21 protein-coding genes are annotated in these 26002 nt (G+C 46.5%); 10 read left to right on the top strand and 11 right to left on the bottom strand.

Features of this window, described 5'->3' with window-relative positions:
* Positions 1–31 precede the first annotated feature (31 nt).
* Positions 32–823, bottom strand: coding sequence for a DUF4290 domain-containing protein (locus ACYVE4_RS07570; protein ID WP_460996613.1), 792 nt, complete (start codon positions 821–823; stop codon positions 32–34).
* 176 nt (positions 824–999) lie between these two features.
* Complete coding sequence (locus ACYVE4_RS07565) at positions 1000–1320, bottom strand: hypothetical protein (RefSeq protein ID WP_460996612.1); 321 nt, start codon at positions 1318–1320, stop codon at positions 1000–1002.
* 215 nt (positions 1321–1535) lie between these two features.
* Here ACYVE4_RS07565 and ACYVE4_RS07560 point away from each other — a divergent pair, with 215 nt between their 5' ends.
* Together ACYVE4_RS07560 and ACYVE4_RS07555 are read left to right on the top strand one after the other, a co-directional pair.
* A complete protein-coding gene (locus ACYVE4_RS07560; protein ID WP_460996611.1) occupies positions 1536–1970 on the top strand; it encodes a YybH family protein in 435 nt (144 codons plus the stop codon).
* Positions 1971–1998: 28 nt separating this feature from the next.
* Entirely contained in the window at positions 1999–3270 is a 1272-nt protein-coding gene (locus tag ACYVE4_RS07555) for a ComEC/Rec2 family competence protein (RefSeq protein WP_460996610.1), read from the top strand.
* An 8-nt stretch (positions 3271–3278) separates the two neighbouring features.
* On the opposite strand, the gene ACYVE4_RS07550 is transcribed toward ACYVE4_RS07555, so the two are convergent.
* From ACYVE4_RS07550 to ACYVE4_RS07540, 3 genes are all read right to left on the bottom strand, one after another.
* Positions 3279–5249, bottom strand: coding sequence for a sensor histidine kinase (locus tag ACYVE4_RS07550; RefSeq protein WP_460996609.1), 1971 nt, complete (start codon positions 5247–5249; stop codon positions 3279–3281).
* A 226-nt stretch (positions 5250–5475) separates the two neighbouring features.
* Positions 5476–6912 carry a Gfo/Idh/MocA family protein gene (locus ACYVE4_RS07545; protein WP_460996608.1) on the bottom strand — a complete coding sequence of 479 codons (1437 nt, stop codon included), beginning with the start codon at positions 6910–6912 and terminating at the stop codon, positions 5476–5478.
* 115 nt (positions 6913–7027) lie between these two features.
* The gene (locus ACYVE4_RS07540) at positions 7028–7324 is read right to left on the bottom strand and encodes an SCP2 sterol-binding domain-containing protein (RefSeq protein WP_460996607.1); all 297 of its coding nucleotides are present in this window, start codon (positions 7322–7324) and stop codon (positions 7028–7030) included.
* 63 nt (positions 7325–7387) lie between these two features.
* Between ACYVE4_RS07540 and ACYVE4_RS07535 the strand changes: the two genes are divergently transcribed.
* Positions 7388–7834, top strand: coding sequence for a hypothetical protein (locus tag ACYVE4_RS07535; RefSeq protein WP_460996606.1), 447 nt, complete (start codon positions 7388–7390; stop codon positions 7832–7834).
* A gap of 19 nt (positions 7835–7853) precedes the next feature.
* Here ACYVE4_RS07535 and ACYVE4_RS07530 read toward each other — a convergent pair whose 3' ends face one another.
* The gene (locus tag ACYVE4_RS07530) at positions 7854–8231 is read right to left on the bottom strand and encodes a VOC family protein (protein ID WP_460996605.1); all 378 of its coding nucleotides are present in this window, start codon (positions 8229–8231) and stop codon (positions 7854–7856) included.
* 413 nt (positions 8232–8644) lie between these two features.
* Here ACYVE4_RS07530 and ACYVE4_RS07525 point away from each other — a divergent pair, with 413 nt between their 5' ends.
* Positions 8645–9100 carry a DUF2147 domain-containing protein gene (locus ACYVE4_RS07525; protein WP_460996604.1) on the top strand — a complete coding sequence of 152 codons (456 nt, stop codon included), beginning with the start codon at positions 8645–8647 and terminating at the stop codon, positions 9098–9100.
* Between the two features lie 130 nt (positions 9101–9230).
* Here the strand turns inward: ACYVE4_RS07525 and ACYVE4_RS07520 are convergent, their stop codons facing one another.
* The 4 genes from ACYVE4_RS07520 to ACYVE4_RS07505 all read right to left on the bottom strand — a co-directional run bounded on the left by ACYVE4_RS07520 (position 9231) and on the right by ACYVE4_RS07505 (position 13874).
* A complete protein-coding gene (locus ACYVE4_RS07520) occupies positions 9231–10028 on the bottom strand; it encodes an SDR family NAD(P)-dependent oxidoreductase (protein ID WP_460996603.1) in 798 nt (265 codons plus the stop codon).
* A 190-nt stretch (positions 10029–10218) separates the two neighbouring features.
* Complete coding sequence (gene uxuA, locus ACYVE4_RS07515; protein WP_460996602.1) at positions 10219–11436, bottom strand: mannonate dehydratase; 1218 nt, start codon at positions 11434–11436, stop codon at positions 10219–10221.
* 189 nt (positions 11437–11625) lie between these two features.
* The gene (locus tag ACYVE4_RS07510) at positions 11626–12903 is read right to left on the bottom strand and encodes a mandelate racemase/muconate lactonizing enzyme family protein (RefSeq protein ID WP_460996601.1); all 1278 of its coding nucleotides are present in this window, start codon (positions 12901–12903) and stop codon (positions 11626–11628) included.
* 20 nt (positions 12904–12923) lie between these two features.
* Positions 12924–13874, bottom strand: coding sequence for an RraA family protein (locus tag ACYVE4_RS07505; protein WP_460996600.1), 951 nt, complete (start codon positions 13872–13874; stop codon positions 12924–12926).
* Between the two features lie 171 nt (positions 13875–14045).
* Here ACYVE4_RS07505 and ACYVE4_RS07500 point away from each other — a divergent pair, with 171 nt between their 5' ends.
* From ACYVE4_RS07500 to ACYVE4_RS07475, 6 genes are all read left to right on the top strand, one after another.
* Positions 14046–16559, top strand: coding sequence for a glutaminase family protein (locus ACYVE4_RS07500; RefSeq protein ID WP_460996599.1), 2514 nt, complete (start codon positions 14046–14048; stop codon positions 16557–16559).
* 13 nt (positions 16560–16572) lie between these two features.
* Positions 16573–18513 (top strand): glycoside hydrolase family 2 protein, encoded by a 1941-nt coding sequence (locus tag ACYVE4_RS07495; protein ID WP_460996598.1) that lies wholly within the window; start codon positions 16573–16575, stop codon positions 18511–18513.
* 82 nt (positions 18514–18595) lie between these two features.
* Positions 18596–19666, top strand: coding sequence for a family 43 glycosylhydrolase (locus ACYVE4_RS07490; RefSeq protein WP_460996597.1), 1071 nt, complete (start codon positions 18596–18598; stop codon positions 19664–19666).
* Between the two features lie 138 nt (positions 19667–19804).
* The gene (locus tag ACYVE4_RS07485; protein ID WP_460996596.1) at positions 19805–20176 is read left to right on the top strand and encodes a BlaI/MecI/CopY family transcriptional regulator; all 372 of its coding nucleotides are present in this window, start codon (positions 19805–19807) and stop codon (positions 20174–20176) included.
* Positions 20173–22014: a M56 family metallopeptidase gene (locus ACYVE4_RS07480; RefSeq protein ID WP_460996595.1), complete on the top strand. Its 1842-nt coding sequence runs from the start codon at positions 20173–20175 to the stop codon at positions 22012–22014. The genes ACYVE4_RS07485 and ACYVE4_RS07480 overlap by 4 nt, the downstream gene beginning before the upstream one ends.
* The gene (locus tag ACYVE4_RS07475; protein ID WP_460996594.1) at positions 22011–23447 is read left to right on the top strand and encodes a M56 family metallopeptidase; all 1437 of its coding nucleotides are present in this window, start codon (positions 22011–22013) and stop codon (positions 23445–23447) included. Before ACYVE4_RS07480 ends, ACYVE4_RS07475 begins: the two co-directional genes overlap by 4 nt.
* Positions 23448–23551: 104 nt before the next feature.
* Here the strand turns inward: ACYVE4_RS07475 and ACYVE4_RS07470 are convergent, their stop codons facing one another.
* Positions 23552–25822 (bottom strand): beta strand repeat-containing protein, encoded by a 2271-nt coding sequence (locus tag ACYVE4_RS07470; protein WP_460996593.1) that lies wholly within the window; start codon positions 25820–25822, stop codon positions 23552–23554.
* Positions 25823–26002 lie beyond the last annotated feature (180 nt).

Genomic DNA, 26002 nt, shown 5'->3' with positions numbered 1-26002 from the left:
CGTTCATCACTTATCACTCATCGTTAAAAAGTTATCGTCTTCGGCGGTCGTTGTTTCGGTTTTGACCACCTGGGCCGTTGTTTCGATTGCCGAAATTACGTTGGCCATTATTATCACGGTTTGGACGCCCCTGATTCGATCCACCATCGCGGTCATTACGGTTGCGGTTTCCGAAGTTCCGCTGTTGACCACCATCGCGATTAGAGCGTCCTTGATTCATGCCCGATCCATTATCCCGATTTCGGTCATTTCGGTATTGATTGCCACCTACGCGCTGAGGTTGGTCGCCCGTTCGCTCGCGTGGAGTCGATTCAACAAGGCCTTCTTCCCGAATGAGTTTAATATCGTCGTAGAGTTGACCATTCGAAAGCTCAATCAAACTTTGATAAATGGTTTCGTCTTCAACGGATTCTTTATTCCAGGCCTGATAAAAAGTACGCATCAAGCGCGTCAGATACGAAACGAATGCTCGGCGTTCCTCCTGATCTTCCAGAGCAACTGCTTTGGCAACTAGCAAATCCACATTACGGCCAAAGTGCTTGAATTTCAAATGATGTGTATTGTAGGGAACCGTCTGAGGCTTTTTACCCAGGGCTTCTTCAGACGGTGGCGGATAGGGGCTATCGACGTCCAGCGTAAACCCAGACATGATGTACAGATCATCCCACAACTTGTTGTAGTAATCCTGCCCATCTTTCATGTTCGGGTGAATTTGCCGCATTAACTCGATCAGAATATGTGCGTACCGGGTACGCTTTTCTCGATCGTCGATGTTGACCATATTGTCAACGAGCTTTTGTATGCTGCTGCCGTATTCTTTCAAAGGCTTTTCCTGATTTATGATAAGGAAAACAAAAGTACAAAGAAAGGATGGTAGGGCAAGACGTATTCTGCAAGCAGATTATCCTTTCGCTGGCTAGTAACAGCGATACGTTATAGATGAGATGTGATTAATTACTGCCTGCTGATAAACAAGTCTATATAAACGCCTTTTTAGCCTTAGTTCAGTTGGTAATTATTCGCAGATTTAGGTACATCTATCAGTAAATCAACAATTTCGTTCCAGAAACGGTCCAGATACCAACGAAGATGCTGGGGGGAATAGGCAAACGATTCAAATTCACGAATCAAGTTTTCTCGCGAATAGGCGTCGGCCTGCTTTATAACGAGTGTTAAAGCCGTATAAATTTGTTGTAATTCGGCATCGCTGAATTGCTCACCCCACTTACGAGGCAGAACTCCCGGAAATACCGGTCGGGATGCATGAAAAGTCTTAATATATTGTTTCAGAAGATTGGTTTGAGGCATCTGACTGGTCATGTTCAGCAAAGTTACATGCCAGACAGATTACCAAAATCTTGCCAATATACAGTGATCTCAAACAAATGAAGGAAATAACAAAAAGTTGTCGATTTATTAGCAAAACAGGGTTTCAGGACAGCCCAAGGGATACCGTCTACTAGATTTTTGCTATCCGTTGAAAAATGCGTAGCTTAAATTGGCCGATAAGCAAACCGTTAACCAAACCATAAAAAATGCAAAAAATTATTTTCTACACGGCAGCATTTCTCCTCTTTACATCGCTGGGATTTGCCAAACCGAAGCCAGGCGCGGCAGAAACCGAAATTCGTCAGGCTCTTGATTCCACATCAGCAGGCTGGAATCGGGGGAACCTACAACAGTACTTAGGAGCCTATACGCCCGATGCGCAGGAGATGGGACCTAATGGACCGCGCGGGGGAGTAGAAGTTATTGAGAATACGATGAAGAATGGGTTCTGGAAAACCGGGCGGCCTCTTCAGATATTACGGTACGAACACGTCAACGTACGTATGTTGGGAAAATCCAATGCACTAGTAACGGGCCAATATGTGCTTAGCGGTGGGGATAAGCCTAATCGAACCGGCTGGTTTACGACGGTCTGGGAAAAAACGAAAGGCGGCTGGCGAATGATTTTCGACCATTCGTAAACGCAGAACGTTTATCAAATTATACCCCATGAAGACGTTTTCTATACAGCTTCTTTTGTTGCTCCTTTCAATTTTTCTTTTGGTTGTTGATAGCAGTTACGCCCAAAAAGAGAAAGAAACGCTCCCTCCCTGGAAAGCGGGAAATCTGGATATTCACCACATTAATACAGGCCGGGGCAATGCAACGTTTTTTATCCTGCCTGATGGCACAACGCTGCTGATTGATGCGGGTGCCCTCGATCCGACTTCGCCCAGAACATTAAGCCCTCGAAATACATCTGCCGTGCCCAATGCAGACAAACAGCCGGGCGAGTGGATTGCCCGGTACATCATCAGCATGATGACGATGAGCCAGCTTACGCCAAAGTTGGATTATGCTCAACTCACTCACTTTCATAACGATCATATGGGTAGTCCCTCGTCGATTTCGCCCAAATCGAAAGAGGGCAATTTCGTGCTAACAGGAATTACGCAGGTAGCTGCCTATCTGCCCATCGACAAGATTATGGACCGGGGTTGGCCGGATTATACATACCCGACTCCACAGGTTAGCCTAATGATGACCAACTACAAAGCGTTCGTGGACTGGCAAGGCAAAAACAAGGGAACCGTTTTTGAGCGAAGCAAACCGGGGCGTAATGATCAGATTGTCTTAAAGAAGGCTCCCGCTCAATTCACGAATACATTCGAAATCAGGAATATTATTGCTAATGGCGAAGTATGGACGGGTGCTGGTACAGAAACACGTAAACTCTTCCCCGATCTGGCGGGGCTGAACCTGAGTCAGTTACCGTCCGAAAATATGTGCAGCATTGCGATTCGGCTACGTTACGGTAAGTTCGATTATTTCTCTGGTGGCGATCTACCGGGGATACTTCGCTTCGGAGCGCCAGCCTGGAATGATGTTGAAACGCCGGTATCAAAAGTAGTTGGGCCTGTAGATGCGCATATTCTTGATCATCACGGCAACCGGGATTCGCAAAACGATCATTTGCTAGGTGCGCTTCGGCCTCGGGTTTTTGTTATACCTGTCTGGTCGTCGGATCACCCAGGTCACGATGTGCTGGACCGAATTTATTCGCAGGAAATTTATCCGGGCGAACGGGATGTTTTTGCTACGGATATGCTGGAAGCCAACAAATTAGTTATTGGCGAGTTATTGAACCGACTCAAAAGTAGTAAAGGACATATCGTGTTGCGGGTTGCGCCGGGCGGAGAAACGTATCAGGTCATTATCGTTGACGACAGTACCGAAAAGTTTACGGTTAAGTCTGTCTTTGGACCTTATCAATCGCGCTGACCGAATCGTTATACTTCAACTTCTACGGTAGTACCTTCTTCAGCGAACACCCGGAACGTACCGCCCAGTTCTTTCGCCCGGGTTTGCATATTTTGCAGACCGTAATGCTGCCCCGAACGCGCTTCACTGGTCCAGGTAAATCCTCGGCCATTATCGTGGATACGCAAATTAATATGTCCACTCGAACTGACTTTTAGCAGAACCCGCGCCGACGTCGCCTGTGCGTGTTTGACCACATTATTAAGCGCTTCCTGAACAATGCGGAACAGATTCAAAACCTGCGTTGAACTCAATCGCTGGGTTTGCGAGCCCGTCACCTGTACGTCGACATTCAGGCCATTCGTTTCGTGGAAATACCGATTGATGTATTGATTCAATCGCTCATCAAATTCCTCGACAGTAAAGCTTTCCTGATGAATGGCCCAAATAGTTTCGCGTAATAATTTGACAGCCTCTCGTGTATGAGTTACGATGTTACGCAATCGGCCAGCCCATTGCTTTCCATCCTGAATCGGCTGTTTTTCGACCTGATCACTGATATGCGTCAGGTTGGTGACAATAAACGCCAGATGCGCGCCAACATTATCGTGCAGATCGCGGGCAATACGCTCTTTTTCAACCAGTAAGCCATTTTTCAATGCTAATGTCTGCACTTCGGCTTCGTACGCTCGTTGTTGCTGAACGGTACTTTCTTTGATAAGTCGCTCGGTTTGGTCGCGCTCTAATTTATAGCGATAGGCCAGGCCAATGGTCAGAGCCAGTACCTCAAATAGAGCAGCCACGGCATAATACGTAAAATTCGCAACGGGTTCGTAGGTAGGAATCAAGCCGAAATTGGCAAAGACCTGGCCGAGATTGAGGGTATAAAATGGCGAAACGGCAACAAGGTACAGCCAGCCTTCGCGTACATGATATCCTCGGATAATGCTGATTACGATATAGGCTACAATAACCGGCATGGGTAGCCAGTAAAAAACTGAGAATATCCGTATAATAATCAGTTCGACAGTTGGTGTGAGGGGCGTAACTAATTCAAAGGTCAGACAAAACAGGCAAACGAGTCCGCACCAAAGAACGACCGTTCCGATCGTATGCCAGCGGTATGATGGGGTATCCTCAAGGGATAAAAATGTACGAACGAAGGTTAGTTGGGAATAGAACAGAATGAGCGGAAACAGAAAGTAAACATTCTGGCGGGGCAACCAGAATTGCGATTCGGAAGCGAACTGGTTCATAAACCCATCGTTGATGAAAAAGAAACCAGCCAGACCCAGTACGCAGAAAATATATTTCGAATAAATGCGGTCGAAGGTGGTCAGGAAGAGGATAAAACTCAGCATTGCCACAAACGTCAGCGAGAACAGGACTCCTCCCCAAAATAAGTACCCTTTCTGCACAATCGACTCATAAGCCGATTCGCGTAGCAAACTGATTGGTACGAGCTGAGTTCCTCGTTGTTTAAAGACGCGGAAATAGGCCGTAACCTGCTGATTGGCTGGCACGGTGAATGGAAACCAGTAATGCCGGTGATATCGAATTCGCTGCTCGGCGGGTGTTTTCCAGCCAACTACCCGTGACGTAGATAGAAGCCGATTGTTTGCATCGACAATAAACAGTTGTAGTTCGTCAAATGCCCAAAAATCAACTTCAGCCAGCCAATCTTGCGCCGTGTTTTTAGGATTCTCCAGTCGAAACCGCAGCCAGACAGGTCTTGCTGCCTTTAGACCGGATATATAGCCGAAATTTGGAACGGGGGTCGTTATAGGCTGAAAGGCTGATTCAGCCGTCAGACTTAGTACATCAGTAATAGTTCGCGTGTCGAGCGAATCGCGAAAGTAGGCCAATCCTCCTTGCAATGATACCTGATATTCATTTGTCGGCAACTGGATAACAGGCTGATTCATCAGCGGTTGCGCCAGCAAGCGAACAGCCAGTAAACAGCCTATCAACAGGCACAACAGGTGACGAAAACGTATCATCAGTGGTTGGGAGCAGCACTAATGTAGAGGCTGAATGGCGAATAAACAAAGAATAACTATTATCTATAAGACTGTCTACCTCCTATTGAGAAGATGATTTTTTTCATTCTGACGCAGGAAGAATCTTATTCTATCCTCACTCACAGGTAAGAAAATTTTAAGATTCTTCCCTGTGAGTGAGGACAGAATAACAAGAATATTCAATCAAGTACAGTTTAAACAGGCTCTACAACGTATACCCGCCATTGTACTGCCGCCTTACGAACTGATTGGCGTAATCGTAGTTTGTAATTTTCATAGTATCGCCATCCCATAAGAGTTTTTTACGGCCTGTAAATTTGCCATTTTCCCGAGCCAGATACGAGCGAGTCGCCAGATTACCCATCAGTACGGTTTCGGTAAGCGGCCCAGATTGGTCGAACGATGAGGATGTGTAAGCACCGTAGCCCTGTTTGCAGGCTTTTACCCACTGTTGTTGGTGGCCTTCCGTTTTACCTTCAATCAGCGGTTTTTCGGGGGTAGGTAAGGTTTTATTGGCAAATTTATCGGCAGGTAATAATTTGGGGTCGTTCCCGAATAATCCGCCCGTCAACATGCCTTTGGTGCCGATAAACAAAATGCCTCCATTATTATCCCGGAATACATCTTCGTAAGCAACGCCTTCCGGTAGTTGCGGACGAATACCACCATCGAACCATGAAAATTTGATCTCTTTAACTTTCTTATCGTCAGATGGAAACGTCAAATGAATAGCTGAAGATGGCGGGCAACTATCATCGTAAAAGGCTTCTTTAAAAAAGTCGGCATAAACCGAACCAACGCTACATTCTACAGACGTTGGGTATTTGAGTTTCAGCGCCCGGAACGGTACGTCCATAAAATGGCAACCCATATCGCCTAAAGCACCCGTGCCGAAATCCCAGTAGCCACGCCAACGAGTTGGCATATAAGCCTCGTGATAATCGCGGAAAGGTGCTGTGCCAAGCCATAATGGCCAGTTTACTTCTGGCGGAATTGGCTGCGATTCGCCTTTATCTTTTGGAGATCGAACGCCTTGTGGCCATACCGGGCGATCCGTCCAGCAATAAACAGTATGGACATGGCCAATCATCTTTTTTTGAATCGCCGTTTCGATAATGCGGGTTGCATCGCCCGAACTACCCTGATTCCCCATCTGAGTCACGACCTTATATTTTTCAGCCGCTTGCGTGAGCATCCGAGCTTCATAGATATCGTGTGTTAGGGGTTTTTCAACGTATACGTGTTTCCCCATCTGCATAGCCGCCATCGCAATGGGTGCATGCATGTGATCGGGCGTACTGACGATGACTGCGTCAAACGTTTTTCCCGCTTTATCAAAAAGTTCGCGATAGTCCTGAAAATAAGGCGCATTGGGAAATTGAGTGCGGTATTTCTTGGCCTGACGATCATCGACATCGCACAGGGCTACGATATTATCGGAACCCTTATTATAGGCCAACCGAATGTTCACATCAGCTTTACCACCACAGCCGACAGCCGCGATGTTGAGCTTATCGGACGGCGCAATAATTCGTGAGCCACTAACGGATGTCCCACCTAACACATGGCGTGGAACAATAAAAAAGCTAGCCGCAGCCAATGTGCTGTTTTCCAAAAATTTACGACGTGAGGGCTTAGACATGTTCAATGATTGAATGATAGAATTTCGAATGATTGAATAAGACGACAGAATAAGCAAACGGTCCCAATCTATTTACCTATTCAATCATTCGAAATTCTATCGTTCAGTCATTAAACTAGCCCATTATCTGGCCCATTTTCATCGCAAGGCCCATATCGCCTTTAATCTTAATCTTACCCGTCATAACAGCCATCATCGGATTCAGATCGCCGTTGTTCAGTTTGACAAGATTATCGATACTGATTTGCAGGTCCGTATCGGCAGGCTTGTCATCGTTCGAAACCACGACTGGCGATTGAGTACCATCAATGTAAACAACGCCCAGGTCAGTTACGAGCTTCATGGTAGCGTTGATATTATCGGCGTGTGTAACTTTGTTCCGAACTTGTTCGGTTAGTTCTTGCAGCGTCATCGGATTTGGATTTAGTTGTCAAGTAGAAAACTCAGCCGCGAAAATAAGGTTTGTCCCGTACGTATGCGTTCTCAATTTTTGACCCTACTCTGTATTCTCACATTTCTTAGCTGCGCCTGGGGTTTGTTCGATTCTATTGTCTCCTTTTCTCAAACAGACGCCGTATCCGAAACGTCATCTATTGAACGTAAACCTGAGCAAACGAAAAAAGAGCAGAAACAGTATTACGAAGACCGCTCATCGGGCAACGTGCCGCTTCCCAGCGATCCAGAGCTGGTTCGGTCCTTGGCTGTTGGTCAATTTATTTATTCAGCCATTACGTTGATTGGGGCAATCCTGATGTTTCGACTTCGAAAGATTGGCTTCTGGGTTTATGTAGCGGGCGTTATCGTCGGTTTTGTCTTGCCAGTTATGCTAGCCGGATTTGAAGCCCTAAACGTCTCCTTCGGGGTATTTTTCAGCCTACTATTTACTGGATTGTATTGGCTCACTCTGAAAGAGATGCACTGACGACCGATCAGGAAAAGGCCTACTTTACACGCCAGGGTGGATCTTTCCGGTTATTACCTCCATAAAAAAGGACTAATTGATTCCCATCTGGATCTTTAAGCTTGGCTTCTTTCCAGAGCCAGCTTTTGTATTCTGGAAATTCTTCAAACTCAATACCGGCATCTAGTAATCGACCGACGTATTGATCCAGATCACCACACTCGAAATACACTATAATACCCTCACCCGATGGCCGTTTCTTTACCTGATGGACAGAGAATGTAGACCCTCCATCGGGGCATTCAAACCGGACGTATTGCGGCCGGGCATCAACGATCAGTGTTAGGCCAAGCGTTTCGTAGAATGAGACTGAAACTGTTAAATCAATTGCTGGAACAGAAACCTGGTTTAGATTCATAGTGGTGTGATTTGCAGGTTCGTTCGTTTATAGAATGGAATAGGACATGTTGACTAAAGCTTAAAAATCAGCTCATATTATATACTTCCCTTGAAATATATGTTGCTACAGATACATAGAATGAAACTAACAGTAACAACTGCCGAGTGTCAATTTTTGTAAATGGCAAGTAGGGACAAATTAAGATTTTCTCATGGGAAATCAAAAATATTCACCACCGAAAATCTAGCAATAAGTGGCTTTACAGGAACGCTAAGCCACAAATCACCCCCATTTGCACTGGGTTACTAACTCCTGCTATTCACTGACCAGCAAGTTATTTTCCAATCGTCTTATCAGGATTTTTTCTCTTCCTCATCGACAAACGCACACTTCATTCGTTATATATCAAAAAACCTTGATATTGATAGTGTATGCATCCGTTTCGCCCGTTCATATTTGCCTTGCTAACGCTTGTCTCGCTGACATCGTTAGCGCCTAAAGCCGACGATCCTGACGGTGTGGTGGGTAAATGGCTCAGTGCTAAAAAGAGAAACCAGGTCCAGATTTATAAGCAGGGAAATAAATATTTTGGGAAATTGGTCTGGATGATAGATCCAAACGATCCTGCTACTAACAAACCGAAAACAGACCGGGAGAACCCAGACGAGAAGCTGCGTGCCCGCCCGTTGATTAATATGGTATTGCTAACCAATCTGACCTACAAGGGAAATAACGTATGGGCAGATGGTGAAATTTATAACCCGGAAGACGGGAAAACGTACAATTGCGACCTAACCCTCAAAGACCCGAACACCCTCGATTTCCACGGGTATATTATGGGTATCGGTTTTCTAGGAAAAACGCGCACCTGGACGCGTGTGAAGTAAAGAAGTTTTTAAAACTTCGTGCGCTTTTGTTATTCTGACTGCTGGGAAGAATCTCGAAGCCTCCTATTATGAAAGTTTAAGATGCTTCCCTGTAGTCAGAATGACAAAAAACCATCGTCAATAGGTAAAGCTAAAAACCAATCGAATTGCCTCCATCGACCGGCAGCGATACGCCTGTAACATAGCCAGCCGCATCGGAAGCTAAGAAAACAGCCGCCCAGCCAATGTCGGAGGGTTTGCCAAACGCACCCATCGGTGTTCGGCGCATGGCTCGTGCAAACCGGTCAGGATCGCCACTCATAGCCGTTTTACTCATAGCGGTTTCGATAAATCCTGGTGCGATCGAATTAACCCGAACACCATTCCCGGAAAATTCGGACGCCAGCACTTTTACCATACCTTCTACACCTGATTTAGAAGCTGCATAGGCTGCAACCCGGTCAATCCCGTAATAGGCCGCCATCGACGAAATCATGATGATGGAACCGCTTTTACGGGCCATCATCCGTTGTGCACAAGCACGTGTCAGGCTGAAAACGGAATTTAAATTCGTGTGTACAATCCGGTCAAAATCTTCGTCAGTAACTTCCAGAGCTGGTTTTTTCATGTTGATACCCGCGTTGTTCACCAAAATATCAATCGCTCCGTAGTCCGACTCAATACGCTCGACTAGCCCTTCTAATGATTCGCGGGCTGTTACGTCGTTCACTTGGTAATAAGCGCATTCACCCAGGGAGTTGACAGCTTCTTTAAGCGGTTCTTCCCGTCGTCCGGTGATCACGACTTTGGCTCCAGCCTCAACCATGCAACGGGCAATGTCGAAACCGATTCCGCTGCCGCCACCCGTAATGAGGGCTAGTTTACCTTCCAATGAAAAAACGGCGGGATAGGTTAATTTTTCGGTGGAGTTATTCTCTATTTGAGTCATTTCAATCGCGGTAAAAAATTCAAAGATGGTAAAGCAACTACCAGATTCATATCTGACCCCGTCGGGGTCAGATGTTTATAGGTATAATTGTTTTCTTGATATCCAAGGGCTGTGTCTTCACAGCCTCTCATGCGCCAGCCATCCGGAACGTGGCCTGTGAGGACACAGTCCGAGGAGGTTCACAACATTATCATTCAGTCCACTTATTCGCCAAATTATATTCAATGCCCATTTCTAACCCTCTCAATTCAGCCAATCCGCGCAAACGACCAATGGCTGAATAACCGGGATACGTTTTTTTGTGTAAATCATCGAGCATCTGGTGCCCATGATCAGGGCGCATGGGGATAGACGTTTCGCCAATACCAGACTCAGCACGCCGTTTTTGCTCCAGAACGATCTCTTTCACTACGGCATACATATCGACATCGCCCGCTAAATGATCGGCTTCGTGGAAATTACGCGGATCGGCTTCACGCTTCGTTGTTCGCAAATGAATGAAGTGAATTCGGCTACCAAACCGCCGGATCATAGCAGGCAAATTATTATCTGGCCGGATGCCTAAAGAACCAGTACAGAATGTAATGCCGTTGGCGGTTACATCGCAGGTATTCATCAACTGCGCCAAATCAGATTCTGTACTGACAACGCGGGGCAAGCCTAATAAAGGCCTTGGCGGATCGTCGGGGTGAATGCACAAATTGACGCCGACTTCCTGCGCTACGGGTGCTACTTGCTGGATGAAGTAATACAGATTCTGCCGCAACTGCTGATCGCCAATGGTTGCATATTCATTCAGCAATCCCTGAAACGTCGTTAGCGAAAACGCTTCTTCTGAACCGGGGAGACCTAACAGAACTGTATTTGTTAATTCAGCCAATTGTTCAGAAGTCATTTGGCTGAATTTCTGCCGAGCCGATTCGATTATTTCAGGTTCGTAATCGGCGGGGGCAGCGGGGCGTTTCAGGATATACAGGTCAAATAAGGCAAAGTCTTCCCAGACAAATCGAAGCGCTTTTGAGCCGTCTGGCATTTCATAACTCAGATTCGTCCGCGACCAGTCGAGTACGGGCATGAAATTGTAGCAAACCGTTTTGATGCCACAAGCTGCCAGATTTCGAATCGACTGCTTGTAATTTTCAATATAATGGGCACGAGTAGGTCGCCCTTTTTTAATATCCTCATGTACGGGCAAGCTTTCCACAACAGCCCATTCCAGCGGTGAATAGCGGTGATTGTCCGCTTCAACGAGCTGCTGCCGATGCTTTATTTCGTCGATTGACCATAGTTCTCCAACCGGAATTTGATGTAACGCGGTAACAACTCCCGTACAACCTGCCTGCCGAATATCCATGAGCGAAACGGGATCATTCGGCCCGAACCAGCGCATGGTTTGTAACATACCCATACAATAATTACAATTTACGGTGTGCGATTTACGATTTTATTCTGTTCGAATTCCTGGCTTATCCTTTCATCAAAAGCTTTTTGTCATGCTGACGCAGGAAGCATCTTAAAGTATCCTAGCAAATGAGTAATGACACTTTAAGATGCTTCGTTCCTCAGCATGACAAAATCAATAGTTACCGCTTATTTATCATACAAAGAACGGAACATCTTTCGGCGCGTATTTCTTCATACCCTCTTCGTTGATTTCGACACCAATACCCGGCTTTTCAGAGAGCGGAATAAAACCTTTTTCCACCATTGGGCCGTCGAACGTCACGATTTCCTTGAACATCGGTTCCTCGTGGAAATAAATCTGCCACTCCAGAATCAGGAAGTTTGGTACGGATGCACACACGTGGCTCGATGCCATTGCCCCGAGATACGACGCGACCATGTGCGGGGCGAACGGTACATAGTAAAGATTGGCTAAGTTGGCAATACGCTGTGCTTCGCCCAAACCACCTGCTTTCTGTAAATCGGGCATGATGATATCAACGGCACCGATTTCAAGCAGTTTCCGGAAGCCATGCGCCAGATAATGATTCTCACCGGCACAGATTGGCGTATTGGAAGCCTCGCGGATTTGCCGATATGCTTCTGGATTTTCGGCTGGAATAGGCTCTTCCAAAAACAAGAGGTTCAGCGGCTCCATCATTTTCGCCACTCGCCGACCCGTCGTTACGTCATATCGACCGTGCATATCGACGCAAATGTCAATCTTCGGCCCAACGGCTTTTCGGACTCCCGCAATCTGATTATACATCCGTTCGAGTTCGCCAGGGCTGGCCGTCCAGTTATAGGCATCGTACTTATTCGGATCGTTGCGCTCGTCGATGTCGTATTTCACCGCCGTAAAACCCATATCGACAGCTTTTTTGGCACTCTTGCCAAAAGACTCCGGACTCGTATCTGTCTCGCGGTAAGCACCCGTGTCGCAATAAACCCGAATTTTATCCCGGAATTTTCCGCCCAATAATTGATAAACAGGCATACCGAGTGCTTTTCCGGTCAAATCCCAAAGCGCGGTTTCAATCGCCGATAAAACCGAGATGTAAATACCCGCCTGCGCCCCTTCGAAAAAGCCCGATTTCCGCACATCTTCAAACAATCGATTGACGTTTAGCGGACTTCTGCCCTTGATCCGTTGGCCCATCATTTTGACTAAATGATATGTACCCACCGACGCATCGACGGCTTCGCCACAACCCCAAATACCTTGGTTAGTATGAACCTTTACAAACAAGCTGTGTCCACCACGCGTATAGCCGCACTTGATATCCGTAATTTTCAGATCTGATGGGGCAGACGAGAGTGGTGCGTTGTGAACAGCGGTTTCCAGCCCTTCGCCAAAACTAGATAATGCATTGGCGCTGAATACGCTGGCTAAAGCGCTTTTGGTCAAAAAAGAACGTCTTGAAGTTTTCATGAGAGGAAAAGGTTTGTGGTTTACCAGGTGCGGGTTTTCAGCAGTTCCTGTATTTGCTCTTTAGGAACGGGTAGCTCATTGATGTGGGCATTGAGCCACTGCGAAAAGTCTTTTTCAATGTCGGCTGACCAGCGTGTATCAATCTGCCCCGAGGTGTATTTCTGTTCGCGCAGCCGCTGGTGGCTGAACATATCGCGTAGCCGAACAATCTCCGATGTTTTAACTACCTTCTCGGCTAGATGGGGTGGAATAAATATTACCCCGCCGTCGCGGCCCAGCACAACGTCGCCGGGCATAACCATCACCCGACCAATACGGGTTGGGTGATTCATGCCTACCAGTGTGGTGTTGAGCGCTCCATTAGGATCATTAAGGTGGTGGGAGGGGTGATACGAACGGAAAAATGACGTAAAGCCGCCCAATTCTTTTAAGCCGTTTATATCTCGTATAGCGCCTTCGTACACGATTCCGTTACCAGTTCTGGTATAAATATCGTTGCCTAAGTTGTCTCCAACGGTGGGACCATCTTCGTGCATACCAAACTGATCGACTACGTACACATCTCCTTTGGTCAATAATTCAATGGGCCAGGTATTCTGCGGCTTCACCTTCCCCGTTTGCTCCTGGCCCCGTTTACTCGTTATTCGCTGCACATCAGGACGCCCAGGCATAAACGTAGCCGTAACGGCCCGCCCTACCAGCACGCTGTCGGGATTGATAACTTGCCAACCGTCGGCATACTGATATTTATAATTCTCATTGCGGAGAACGGCCCAGGCTTCTTCGTGGGTTACCAGTTTCATTCGTTTCAGCAGCGCATCCGGTACTTTCGGGCGGCCATCGGGGAATCGTTCGCCTTTCCATTCTGGCGTCAGGAAGATCAATTCTTCTTTGGAAATCTGTTGTGCAACCGATTGCATAGCATGACCTGACAGGATCAGCATGGTCAGCCAAAGGAATCCACGTTTCATATAAAGGAGATGCTTAAGGAGGTTTAAAAGGGACTGTCGAATAAGAAATTTGGGCTTATAATCTACCCTTCTGAGGATCAATTCGGCGATTTACCCGCGCTGGATAAGTAAAGGTTCTCTACCTTTGAGTTTAACGTATGAGTATTTTTCCTCTCAAACATTGCTCGACTAATGCGCAACAACCCATTTTATTACCTCTCACCATCTCTGATTTCAACCTTAATTATGGGATGGGTTCACGCCCAAACGCTACGTCCACCGGCCTACCCTTTAATTACACATGACCCTTATTTTAGCGTCTGGAGCACGACGGATAAATTGACCGATTCACCCACGCGCCACTGGACAGGCAAACCGCAATCTCTGGAGGGAATCATCCGGGTCGATGGAAAGCCCTATCAGTTTTTGGGCGCAGTACCAACCACCTATGAACCGATTGTACCGACCGGCGAAACGAAGCCCTATACAGCCAAATACACGACCGAAAAACCGGGTCGTAACTGGGAGGAATACAATTTTGATGATAGCAAATGGGTATCAGCACCGGGGCCTTTTGGCGATACGCCCGAAGCCCGGACTCGATGGGTAAATAGTGAGACGATGAAGGAAGGTATCTACATCCGTCGGGAATTTAATTATGATGGCAAAGCCGATCCGAGCAAATTACTGCTGGCTCTAAATCACGACGACGATGTAGAAATTTACCTGAACGGTAAAAAAATTCTGGATAAGCCGAATTACATTCACGAGTATATTTATTTGCCGCTGTCGGAAGCCGGTCAGAAAGCCTTGCAAACGGGCAAAAATATTCTGGCAATCCATTGCGTAAGTCCGCGCGGAGGTTCGTTCATCGATGTCGGAATTGTTAATCCAGTAACGACCTCGCCAATCGAAACGGCTACGCAAACCGACGTAGTTGTATCGGCTACCCAAACGCGCTATTCGTTTACCGCTGGCCCAGTGAATTTGGCGCTTAATTTCCTGTCGCCTTTATTGCTGGATGAATTGGAAGTGGCTGCCCGGCCGATTACGTATGTGACGTTTGACGTTCGTTCGCAGGATGGGAAACCGCACTCGGTACAAGTGTATTTCAGTGAATCAGGTACGATTGCGACAAATACGATTGGGCAGGAAGTCGTTACGAAAAATGCGCAAACAGGTGGGCTGGCGTATCAGGTAATTGGCACCGAAGCACAACCCATTCTGGCTCGCAAAGGCGATAACGTTCGTATTGACTGGGGCTATGCGTATCTGGCCGCTCCGCAACAAGCTGGTAACCAAACAGCTTCTGGGCTGGCCGATGGGCTAAAGCAAGGCTTTCTGGCAAAAGGGCAACTCTCTCCTACGGCTGGCGGTAAACCGGGAGCACGCGCTGCGGTCGATATGGCGATGGCGGCCGTTCTGGATTTCCAGAATGTAACAGGACCTGCTACGAAACATCTGTTGCTCGGCTACGACGATTTCTATTCGGTTCAGTATTTCAAGCAGAATCTACGTCCGTGGTGGCGTCGGGATGGGAAAACGGCTATGTCGAATCTGCTTCAAATAGCGGAAGGTGATTACAATCGGCTTCGCCAGAAATGCACAACCTTTGATGCTAAACTCCGTGCTGATGCACAGAAAGCGGGTGGCAAAGAGTACGCGGATTTATGCGTTCTGGCGTATCGTCAGACGATTGCGGCTCACAAAATTGTTGCCGGTCCGAAAGGGGAAACGTTATTTTTCTCGAAAGAGAATTTTTCTAATGGCTCCATCGGTACAGTTGACATTACCTATCCATCGGCACCACTCTTTCTGCTGTATAATACAACGCTGCTGAAAGGCATGATGGAACCCATTTTCCAATATTCCGAAAGTGGTCGCTGGACAAAGCCGTTTGCCGCTCACGATGTCGGTACATATCCATTGGCAAACGGACAGACCTATGGCGAAGATATGCCCGTTGAAGAGTGCGGTAACATGCTGATTCTAATGGGCGCCATTGCCAAAGCAGAAGGTAACGCCAATTATGCCAAACAGCACTGGAAAACGCTGACAACCTGGGTTGAGTACTTGAAGAAAGATGGTTTCGACCCGGCAAATCAGCTTTGTACGGATGATTTTGCCGGCCACATTGCTCGTAATGCAAACTTATCCATAAAAGCGATTATGGGCATTGCCGCGTACGGAAAACTGGCGACACAACTTGGCGATAAAGCGACTGGCGAAGCTTACCTGAAAACAGCTAAGGAAATGGCCGCAAAATGGCAGCCCTTAGCTCTCGATAAAACAGCATCGGAAAAAACGCACTATGATCTGACGTTCGAAAATCCCGGTGATACGTGGAGTCAGAAATACAATCTGGTTTGGGATAAGCTGTTGGGAATAAACATCTTCCCAAAGGAAATTGCGCAGAAGGAAATCGCGTATTATTTAACCAAACAAGAGCCATACGGCCTTCCCTTAGACAGTCGTAAGACCTACACAAAATCAGACTGGATTATGTGGACAGCAACAATGGCTACCTCGGATAAGGATTTCCGCGCCTTTATAGCACCTGTCTGGAAATACGCAAACGAAACCCCTTCGCGGGTCCCTCTCTCTGACTGGCACGAAACCACGAACGCGAAACAAGTTGGTTTTCAAGCCCGATCCGTTATAGGCGGCTACTACATTAAATTATTAGAAGGCAAACTGGTCAAGTAAATTACGATCTGCGATGTACAAATTACGATTTAACAGACAGTTCATTTATACAGGCTTATTGATCCTGACTCTGGGAGCAGGTTCAGTGCTTGCCCAGCAGTCGCTCACGATTAGCCAGCTTCAGACAGCGCCAATTATGAGTAAGTGGGAGAAACAGGTTACGCCCGAAAACGCCTGGCGCGAATACCCACGTCCGCAATTTGTGCGTAAGCAGTGGCAAAACCTGAACGGTATGTGGGATTATGCTATCGCCCCCAAAACGGCTCCGCAACCGAGCCAGTATGAGAGTGGCAAAATTCTGGTCCCGTTTGCCCTTGAATCCACCTTATCGAAAGTAACGAAAACGCTCACCGCCGACCAACGATTGTGGTATCGCCGATCGATTAGCATACCAGCCGACTGGGCAAATCAACGCGTGTTACTGAACTTCGGAGCCGTTGATTATGAGTGCAGTTTATGGATCAATGGCGGCTTGGTTGGTTCGCATACGGGTGGTTCCGACGCGTTTAGCTTCGATATTACTGATTATCTAAAAAGCGGCTCTAACGAGCTTGTGTTAGGCGTCACCGATCCGACTTCAACGGGTGAACAACCCCGTGGAAAGCAGTTGTTGAATCCAAACGGCATCTGGTATACGCCCGTGTCCGGCATTTGGCAGACGGTCTGGATGGAAACCGTACCGAAACAAACCTATATCGAGGAAGTAAAAATTACCCCTGAACTTGATTCCAATCGCGTTCGGGTGGATGCGCTACTCGATAAACCAGCAAATAATTACACGACAGCTATTCGTGTAACGGCTATGGATGGGACGCAAACGATAGCAACAACGCTGGTTCGGGCAGGACGAACGGCTTATTTGCCGATGAAAAATCCTAAACTATGGTCACCCGACAGTCCGTTTCTGTACAATTATAAAGTCGAATTAGTGACTGTAACGGACCCGTTTGGCGATACACCCCGCAACCGACGGCCCCGTCAGGACGAACCGCTGCGTACGGCCTATGCTGGCGCAACAGTAACGGGAAATCCCTTGGACGAGGTTACGGGTTATTTCGCGATGCGTAAGATTTCGGTCGGTCCGGGACCAGTGGCGAATCAGCCGGTTTTGTTGCTGAATAATAAGTTCGTATTCCAAAATGGACCGCTCGATCAGGGTTGGTGGCCAGCTGGATTGCTAACGCCACCATCGGATGAAGCGATGACATTTGAGATCGATTTCCTCAAAAAATCAGGTTTCAATATGCTTCGCAAACACATCAAAGTAGAACCCGACCGCTATTATTATCTCTGCGATAAGCTGGGCATACTAGTTTGGCAGGATATGCCATCAGGCTTTATCGAAGGTCAAAACGAATATCCCGGCGATCAAACCGAGCCTATTCGACGCTCAAAAGGGAAAGAGCAATTTGAACTGGAACTTCGCCGGATGATGAATCGACTGCACAATCACCCGAGTATTGTAACGTGGGTTGTGCATAACGAAGGTTGGGGGCAATACGACAACAATCGACTGGCCAATTGGGTAAAAGCCATGGACCCAAGCCGTACGGTCAACGCGGCCAGTGGCTGGAATGATTTGGGCGCAGGAGAATTTTACGACATTCATACGTACGAAGAAGAACCCAGGGCGCCAGCGCCAAAGTCTAATCGGGTTGTCGTTATTGGTGAATTTGGCGGAATAGGCTGGCCCATTCAGGGACACCTCTGGAATCCCGGTATGCGCAACTGGGGTTATCAGACCTATCAATCGGCTGATGTCGTTTTGAAAGCTTATCAGAAGAAATACGCCAAAATAATCGAATATTACCAGAAACAAGCCTTATCCGCAGCCGTCTATACCCAGACAACCGATGTCGAAGGCGAAGTGAATGGACTACTCACCTACGACCGGGAAGTCATCAAAATTCCCGTCGAAACGCTGAAGCAGATCCACGCACCGTTGTTTAAGTGATATTTGTCATGCTGACGAAGGAAGCATCTTTAACCATCCTAATGAACTAATATGGGAACTTAAAGATGCTTCCTTCGTCAGCATGACAAACGTTTTACCTATCTCTAAACGATATAGCATTACAGTCAGCCTGTTATCAACGCTTACATTGAAACAGTTAATCATCTTATTTTCACTGACCCTAGTTTTACTGTGGATTGGCTTTTCCAACCCCACACGAGCGCAAGCGCCACGGCGAAAAATGTTTTTTGGCGATACGACGCATCGGAAGCCGGGTTATGCCAAAGATCCGCACGTTGTCTGGTTCAAGAATCGCTATCTGCTGTATTATTCGGTGCCACTCTACAAAGATTCGGCTGGCGTCGATCATTGGGGTATTGGGATTGCCGAGAGTCGGGATTTGATGAACTGGCTGAAAGCGGGCGAAATCACCCCTACGACGGAGTACGAGAAAAAAGGCTTATGTGCTCCAGGCGCACTCATTCGCGATGGGAAGGTGCATTTGTTTTACCAGACGTACGGAAATGGGCGCAACGACGCAATCTGTCATGCCGTCTCGAACGATGGCATCCATTTCGAGCGAAATCCGACCAATCCCATTTTTCACCCCGCCATCAGTGACTGGTCTTGTGGACGAGCTATTGATGCAGAGGTTATCCAATTTAAAAATCAATATTTCCTTTATTTCGCCACACGAGATCCATCGTATAAGATTCAGCAATTGGGCATAGCGGTAGCCCCTGCCAACACCAATTTCAATCGTAGCGATTGGGTTCAACAGGCCACTAGCGGGTCGATTTTAAAACCAGAATTGCCCTGGGAGGGTGAATGTATTGAAGCGCCATCGGTAATCGAGCGAAATGGGGTACTCTATATGTTTTATGCAGGTGCTTATAATAATTGGCCTCAGCAAATTGGTGTCGCTAAGAGTCAGGATGGATTGCATTGGGAACGCGTTCAGAATGAACCTTTTCTGAAAAATGGCCAACCCGGCTCCTGGAATGCCAGCGAATCGGGTCATCCGCACATTTTCAGCGATCCGAAAGGGCAAACCTATCTTTTCTATCAGGGAAATAACGACAAAGGCAAAAGTTGGTATCTGTCAAACGTACCCGTCAGCTGGACCGCTTCTGGACCAGTTTTGCAGAAATAAATTCCAAATATGGATCTTCGTTTTGGGCTTAAAAACGAAGATCCATATTTTTTTAAACATAATAACTAATAGATTAGTTGTAAAACTAATTCATTAGTCATACCTTTCATCGTCATTTAATAATTCTCTTAAAAAATTATGCCGATACGCGATCTCACAAAAGCCGAAGAAGAAATTATGCGGGTTCTCTGGCAACTTAAGAAAGGCTTTGTCAAAGACGTATTAGCCGAACTGCCTGAGCCTAAACCTGCCTACAATACAGTTTCGACCATTATCCGCATTCTGGAAAAGAAAGAATTAGTGGGTTATACCGCATACGGAAAAACGCACGAGTACTACCCGCTGATTACGGAGGAAGAATACAGACGTTTCCAGACCGACCAATTGATGGCGAACTACTTCGATAATTCGCTCAAAAAGCTGGTGTCGTTTTTCGTAAAGGATAAAAACATCAGCCTGAATGAAGCCGATGAAATCATCAAACTCCTAAACCAACAGAAAGACCAATGAGCACGCTCGACTATTTCCTAAAAGCCAACTTATACGGCTTACTGTTCGTAAGCTGCTACTGGCTCCTCCTTCGCCGACATACGTTTTTTAACCTCAATCGGGCATATCTGCTTCTCTCAGCCGTTGCGTCGCTGGTGCTTCCGCTCGTCAGTTTATCTACGCAGACCGTTGAGACACTTCCAGTGCCCGTAGGAGTTATTGCACTCCCCGCTTCAGTAATCGTTTCTCCAGTTGAAACAGGCCCCGACTGGGAACAGATTGGTTTACTAACCTACGGTGCGATTGCGCTTTTACTCAGCGTGTATTTATTCATTCGCACCACGAAACTGCTACGTTTCATTAAGAAATCGCCCAGGCAGCAGAATAGCGACCATGTGCTCGTTCAGCCAGATAATTCGCAGGTTCCCACCTTTTCCTTTTTTCAGTATCTGGTACTTAACCCCGACGACCGAAATGCCAACTCGATTATCGAGCACGAGTTGGTGCATATTCGGCAGTATCACAGCATTGATGTAGTCGGATTATCTCTGTTACGAGCCATTTTCTGGGCCTGTCCGGCGCTGTGGCTCATCGACAGAATGCTACGTCAGGTTCACGAATTTCTGGCTGATAAAGTCGTCTCCAAACCAGCTAATTATGCACATTTTCTGGTCAATTATGCTTTTGGCACACAGGCTAATACGCTGGTGAATAGCTTCTTCAATCCGTCATTACTTAAGCAGCGGATTATCATGCTCCAGCAAAAATCAACAACTCGTTGGGCGCTAGGCAAATACATACTGGTACTTCCACTCGCGCTTGGATTATTAGCCATGACTACAGCGCGGGAAGAAATTACGGAAATAGTTGGCCAAGTCACTGAAGATACAATTACGGTTTCAGGTAAGGTGACGAGCGCAGAAGATGGGAAGCCACTGCCGGGCGTAGCAGTTATTCTAAAAAACGGCAATATGGGAACAACAACTGACGCAAATGGATCTTATAAATTAGCTAACGTCCCAAAAACCGCTTCATTAGTTTTCAGCTTTGTTGGATTTGAATCGAGTGTAGTGGACGTGCACGGGCGTACTTCGATTTATGTAACCTTAGCTGCTAAAAGTAGTCAACTGAACGAAGTGGTAGTGGCACCCAATTCGAAACCACAGGCTACACATTCAACTGATGATCAGGGGGAAGTTTTTTTAGTCGTTGAACAAGTACCTGAGTTTCCCGGTGGTATGCAGGCATTGAGTCAGTACCTAGCTCGTAATTTACGTTACCCTAAAGAAGCACAACAAAATCGGATACAGGGCCGAGTATTTGTAAAATTTGTTGTTTCCCAACAGGGAGATATTCAGGATTTGCATATCCTAAAGGGAATAGGTAGCGGTTGCGATGAAGAAGCCGTCCGGGTAATAAGCCAGATGCCTAAATGGAAACCGGGTAGGCAACAAGGGAGAGCGGTGGCAGTTCAATACAATCTGCCTATCAATTTCCAATTAGAGAAAAGCACAGATAAACGTACCGGTCAGCTAACTCCGCAAAGCAATCCATCTGAACAAGTTGGAGCAACTGCTGATAATTTCCTGAAGCAACCGTTTGATTCGACGAAACAGTCAAGTACATCCATTCGGTTTCGAGGCAATCGGTTTAGTGAGGGCGATCCACTTTACATCATTGATGGCGTTGAAGTACCCAAAGGTACGTTTCCCAAAGACGGCTTAACGGAGAAGAATAATCTGAACTTAAGCCCTAATGATATCGAAAGTGTCACTGTTTTAAAAGATGGGTCGGCTGCGGCTACGTATGGCGAGAAGGGGAAAAATGGTGTCATTCTGATAACGACGAAGAAAAAATGAACACGTTCACCTACCTCCTGACAGTTAGCTTATACCTGCTCCTGTTCTACGGCTGCTATGCGTTGCTTTTTCGCCGAAATACATTTTTCGGGCTGAACCGGATGTATTTAGTCGGGTCGGTTTTACTTTCTCTGCTTCTCCCCTTTGTCGAATTACCACAGGAAACGACTCAATTACTGTCTATCGATGCCATTACGCTGCCTACGTTTGTTGTTGGTGGGGCTACAGCTGAAAACAATAGCTGGTCACTATCTCAGTGGTTCTGGCTGGCATACGCTCTGGGTATTCTAATCATGAGTATTCGTCTGGTGGTCAATCTTCGAGGTGTTCTTTTGTGCATCCGACGAGGTACAGCCGAAAAACGATCTAGTTATACCCTTATCAGACTTCCCGATAATTCGACCCCGTCCTTTTCATTTGGAAAGTATATGGTTCTGAATCAGGCAGATGTTCTCACAGAACCAGATGCGTTAGTACGTCACGAAGAAGCACACATTCGCCAACGGCATACCGCAGACATTCTCTTTCTCGAATTCGTACAGTTGATTTTCTGGTTCAATCCAGTTGTGCTTTTTTACAAACGAGCCTTACAGGAAGTTCACGAGTTTCTAGCGGATCGGGCTGTTCTGAAAACTCCCCAGCCCGATTATCCTCATCAATTAGTGGCCTATGCACTGAATGTATCGCCATCAGCTCTCATTACCCCTTTTGTCTCTAAATCAACCCTTAAACAACGTATCATTATGTTACAAAAACCCGCATCTCGCCCTCGGGCGTTGTTTGGCTACGCGCTGGTTCTGCCACTAGCCGCTTGCCTGATTATGTGTACGCAATCAGAAAAAGATCAACCGCAAACATCGGCACAAAGAACTCCTGTGGTAGGTGAAGTATATACTGTGGTAGAACATCAGCCTGAGTTTCCAGGGGGAATGGTCAAATTAGGTGAATACCTCGGCCAGAATTTAAAATATCCCGAAACAGCTCAGAAAGCAAATGTAGAGGGTAAGGTTTTTGTTAGTTTCATTGTCACAACAAAGGGAGAAATCGCTGATGTTCAACTACTCAAAGGTATTGGTGGCGGCTGCGATGAAGAAGCTATACGCGTTGTTAAGGCAATGCCACGCTGGCTTCCAGGTCGTCAAAGCGGAGAAATAGTAAACGTAAAGTATAATCTACCCATTCGTTTTGTGATGGAAGAAGATACAAAAGAATCAAACAGCCAACGTATTCCTCCTCCACCGCCACCAGTTCCGGCTTCCGAAAAGTCAGCGTTTTTCTCTATACCGACTGACGATGCTGAGATTCTTTCGTCGTTTAAACACTTCTTCGTTGATGGAAAAGAAGTCGCCTTCAATGAATTTATAAAGCACAATAAAGCCAATATTGTTGAAGCCAGTGATAGCGATCAATCGATTCGCATGAAAACGAATTGAGTTGGTTTTTCGTAAAAAACCAACTCAATATCAGCACATTTAGGGGAAGAATGATATGGTTCAAACCTAACAGGTATTAGAGACCTGTCAGGTTTGAACCATTTTTATTTCTTTGTAAGCAATTGCTTCATTATCAGCTGCTTCAGCTCATCCAGTTGTGCCTGGAGTTGCTGATTGATCTGCTGTTGTTGCTTATCGCTGTTCTGCAACTGCTGGTTCTTTTTCTCCAACTCAATTGCGTAGAGCGTTAGCTCTTCTACTTTCTTAAGCAACAGCGAATTCATTTTAGCCACATCAACTCCTTCTCTAACAACTTCCGCGGCCGATGGTATTTCTGGCAAATGCTTGTACTGACGAACGTAGTTTTCAACAGCTCCCAGGGAACGAAGTGAATAGGTTGGCTCAAAAACAATATCACTCCAATCATTAGTCGTATTGATACGAAGCTTATAGCGAGCTTTTACTACATCACCTCGTTCATTAACCGTTAAAAACTGGTCGGTTGAAGCACTCGCAGGGCTACTTTCTGTCAGACTGGTCAGCCGAAGGCCACTTGCATCTGGTACATCGTTCACCACCTCAAGCCGGGCTGTAGGCGACGATGTTCCAACGCCGACATTGGCATTATGACCCAACACTACAGCGTTACTTATGCCTACGGTAGCATCGGCACCAATAGCCGTAGAATTGGTCACGGCCTTTCCGTTATCAGCCAGAACTCCAGCGTTTGTCCCCAAAAATGTGTTTCGGGAGCCTTTATCGAATTGTCCTGTGTTGAAGCCGATGTAAACATTCTCATCCGTATTGACGGAGGCTGGGCCGGATTTCGTACCAATGATTGTATTATTCGAACCAGTACTGATATTACGCCCCGCATTCACGCCAAAAAACGTGTTACCCCGCCCTGTCGTGACCTGTACACCAGACTGATACCCTATGAATGTGTTGGAGTCAGCCAAAGCGTTTAATCCTGACTGATAGCCGATATACGTGCTTTTTTTACCATTCTGGTTCGCGAATCCTGCCTTAGACCCCAGCATCACACACGCATCCCCAAGAGAATTAAAACCAGCACTATCACCAATAACGACGTTTTTATTTCCGACTTGATTCTTATTGGCCGCCCGAAGCCCAACAGACACATTATTCGAACCGGTTGTATTACCAAGGCCATTTGCGATTCCGAGAAATGTATTCCCAGAGCCAGTCGTATTAAACGATCCGGTGTTGCTACCGAGAAACGCATTACTACCGCCTGTCGTATTTACATAGCCTGCCGAATTCCCCAGGAATGTGTTGGCCGACCCCGTTGTATTACTGTAGCCAGCATTGTTACCGATGAACGCATTTTGCGAACCGGTAGTGTTACTAAGTCCGGCATACGAACCGGTGAATACATTAAAACTACCCGAAACGGTACTATAACCAGCATTAATTCCGACCAGGGTATTATTAAGCCCCGTCGTGTTCGAATAACCGGCGTTGCTTCCTAAAAAGGTACTGCCTCTGCCCGTGTTATTGCTATAGCCGGCCATACTTCCAATAAAGGTATTCCCAAAGCCTGTTGTCGTACTAAAACCACTATTATATCCTACAAATACATTCTGGTAACCTGTTGTATTCAAACTACCAGCAGAAGCGCCCAGGAAAGCATTCTGATAACCTGTGGTGTTCAGACTACCCGAAGCGCCACCCAAAAACGTATTGCTTGAGCCAGTCGTGTTTGCCTGCCCGGCTGTGCTTCCCATGAATGTATTGTTCGAGCCATTGGTATTGTTATACCCTGCCTGAAAGCCGATATACGCATTACTCAATCCACCCGCATTCGAATAACCCGCATCGCTGCCGATAAAGGTGTTATAATAGCCCCCTTCATTGGAGAATCCGGCATTATTGCCTAAGAAAACGTTGTTAAAACCAATCGTATTCGACCGACCAGCTCCGTTGCCAATAAACGAGTTGTTACTGGATGTGTTGGCAGACAAGCCAGCCTCATACCCAATAAATGTGTTTCGGTTGCCAGATACATGGGATTGACCAGCCGAAGACCCTAAAAATGTATTGTAATTTCCTGTCGTGTTCGATGTTCCGGCCGAAGCCCCCAGAAATGTATTGTCGTTTCCAAGCGTGTTATACTTACCGGTTCCGTATCCTACGAATGTATTCTCGTAACCCGTTGTGTTCGATTGACCTGATTGAAAACCAAAGAACGAATTATTGTACCCTGTCATGGCGCCATTCCCAGCCGAAGGCCCTACAATTGTATTGTATAATCCAGGTGAAGATGCATTCGCAGAGTTGTTTACGTAGTTGTTTTGGGCAAGTAGAAATTTCGTTGACCAGATAAGTAGAAATACAGATAAAACTATACGCATGTAAAGTTTAATTAATAGTTAACGATGAGTTAAAATGAGAGCGAAGAAGTTGGAAAAGAAGCACTTCTAGTTCTGAAGCAAACATCTGGCCAAAACTATAGCGGGTTGCTATACTAATTAGATAAGCAGGTAATTATCAGAATAATCTATTAAACGGTAGCCTGTTCTACAGCTCAAATG

The organism is Spirosoma harenae (genome assembly GCF_054776975.1).
Note: the sequence above shows the minus strand (reverse complement) of the source record. Positions and strands in the feature narration are given on the sequence as shown.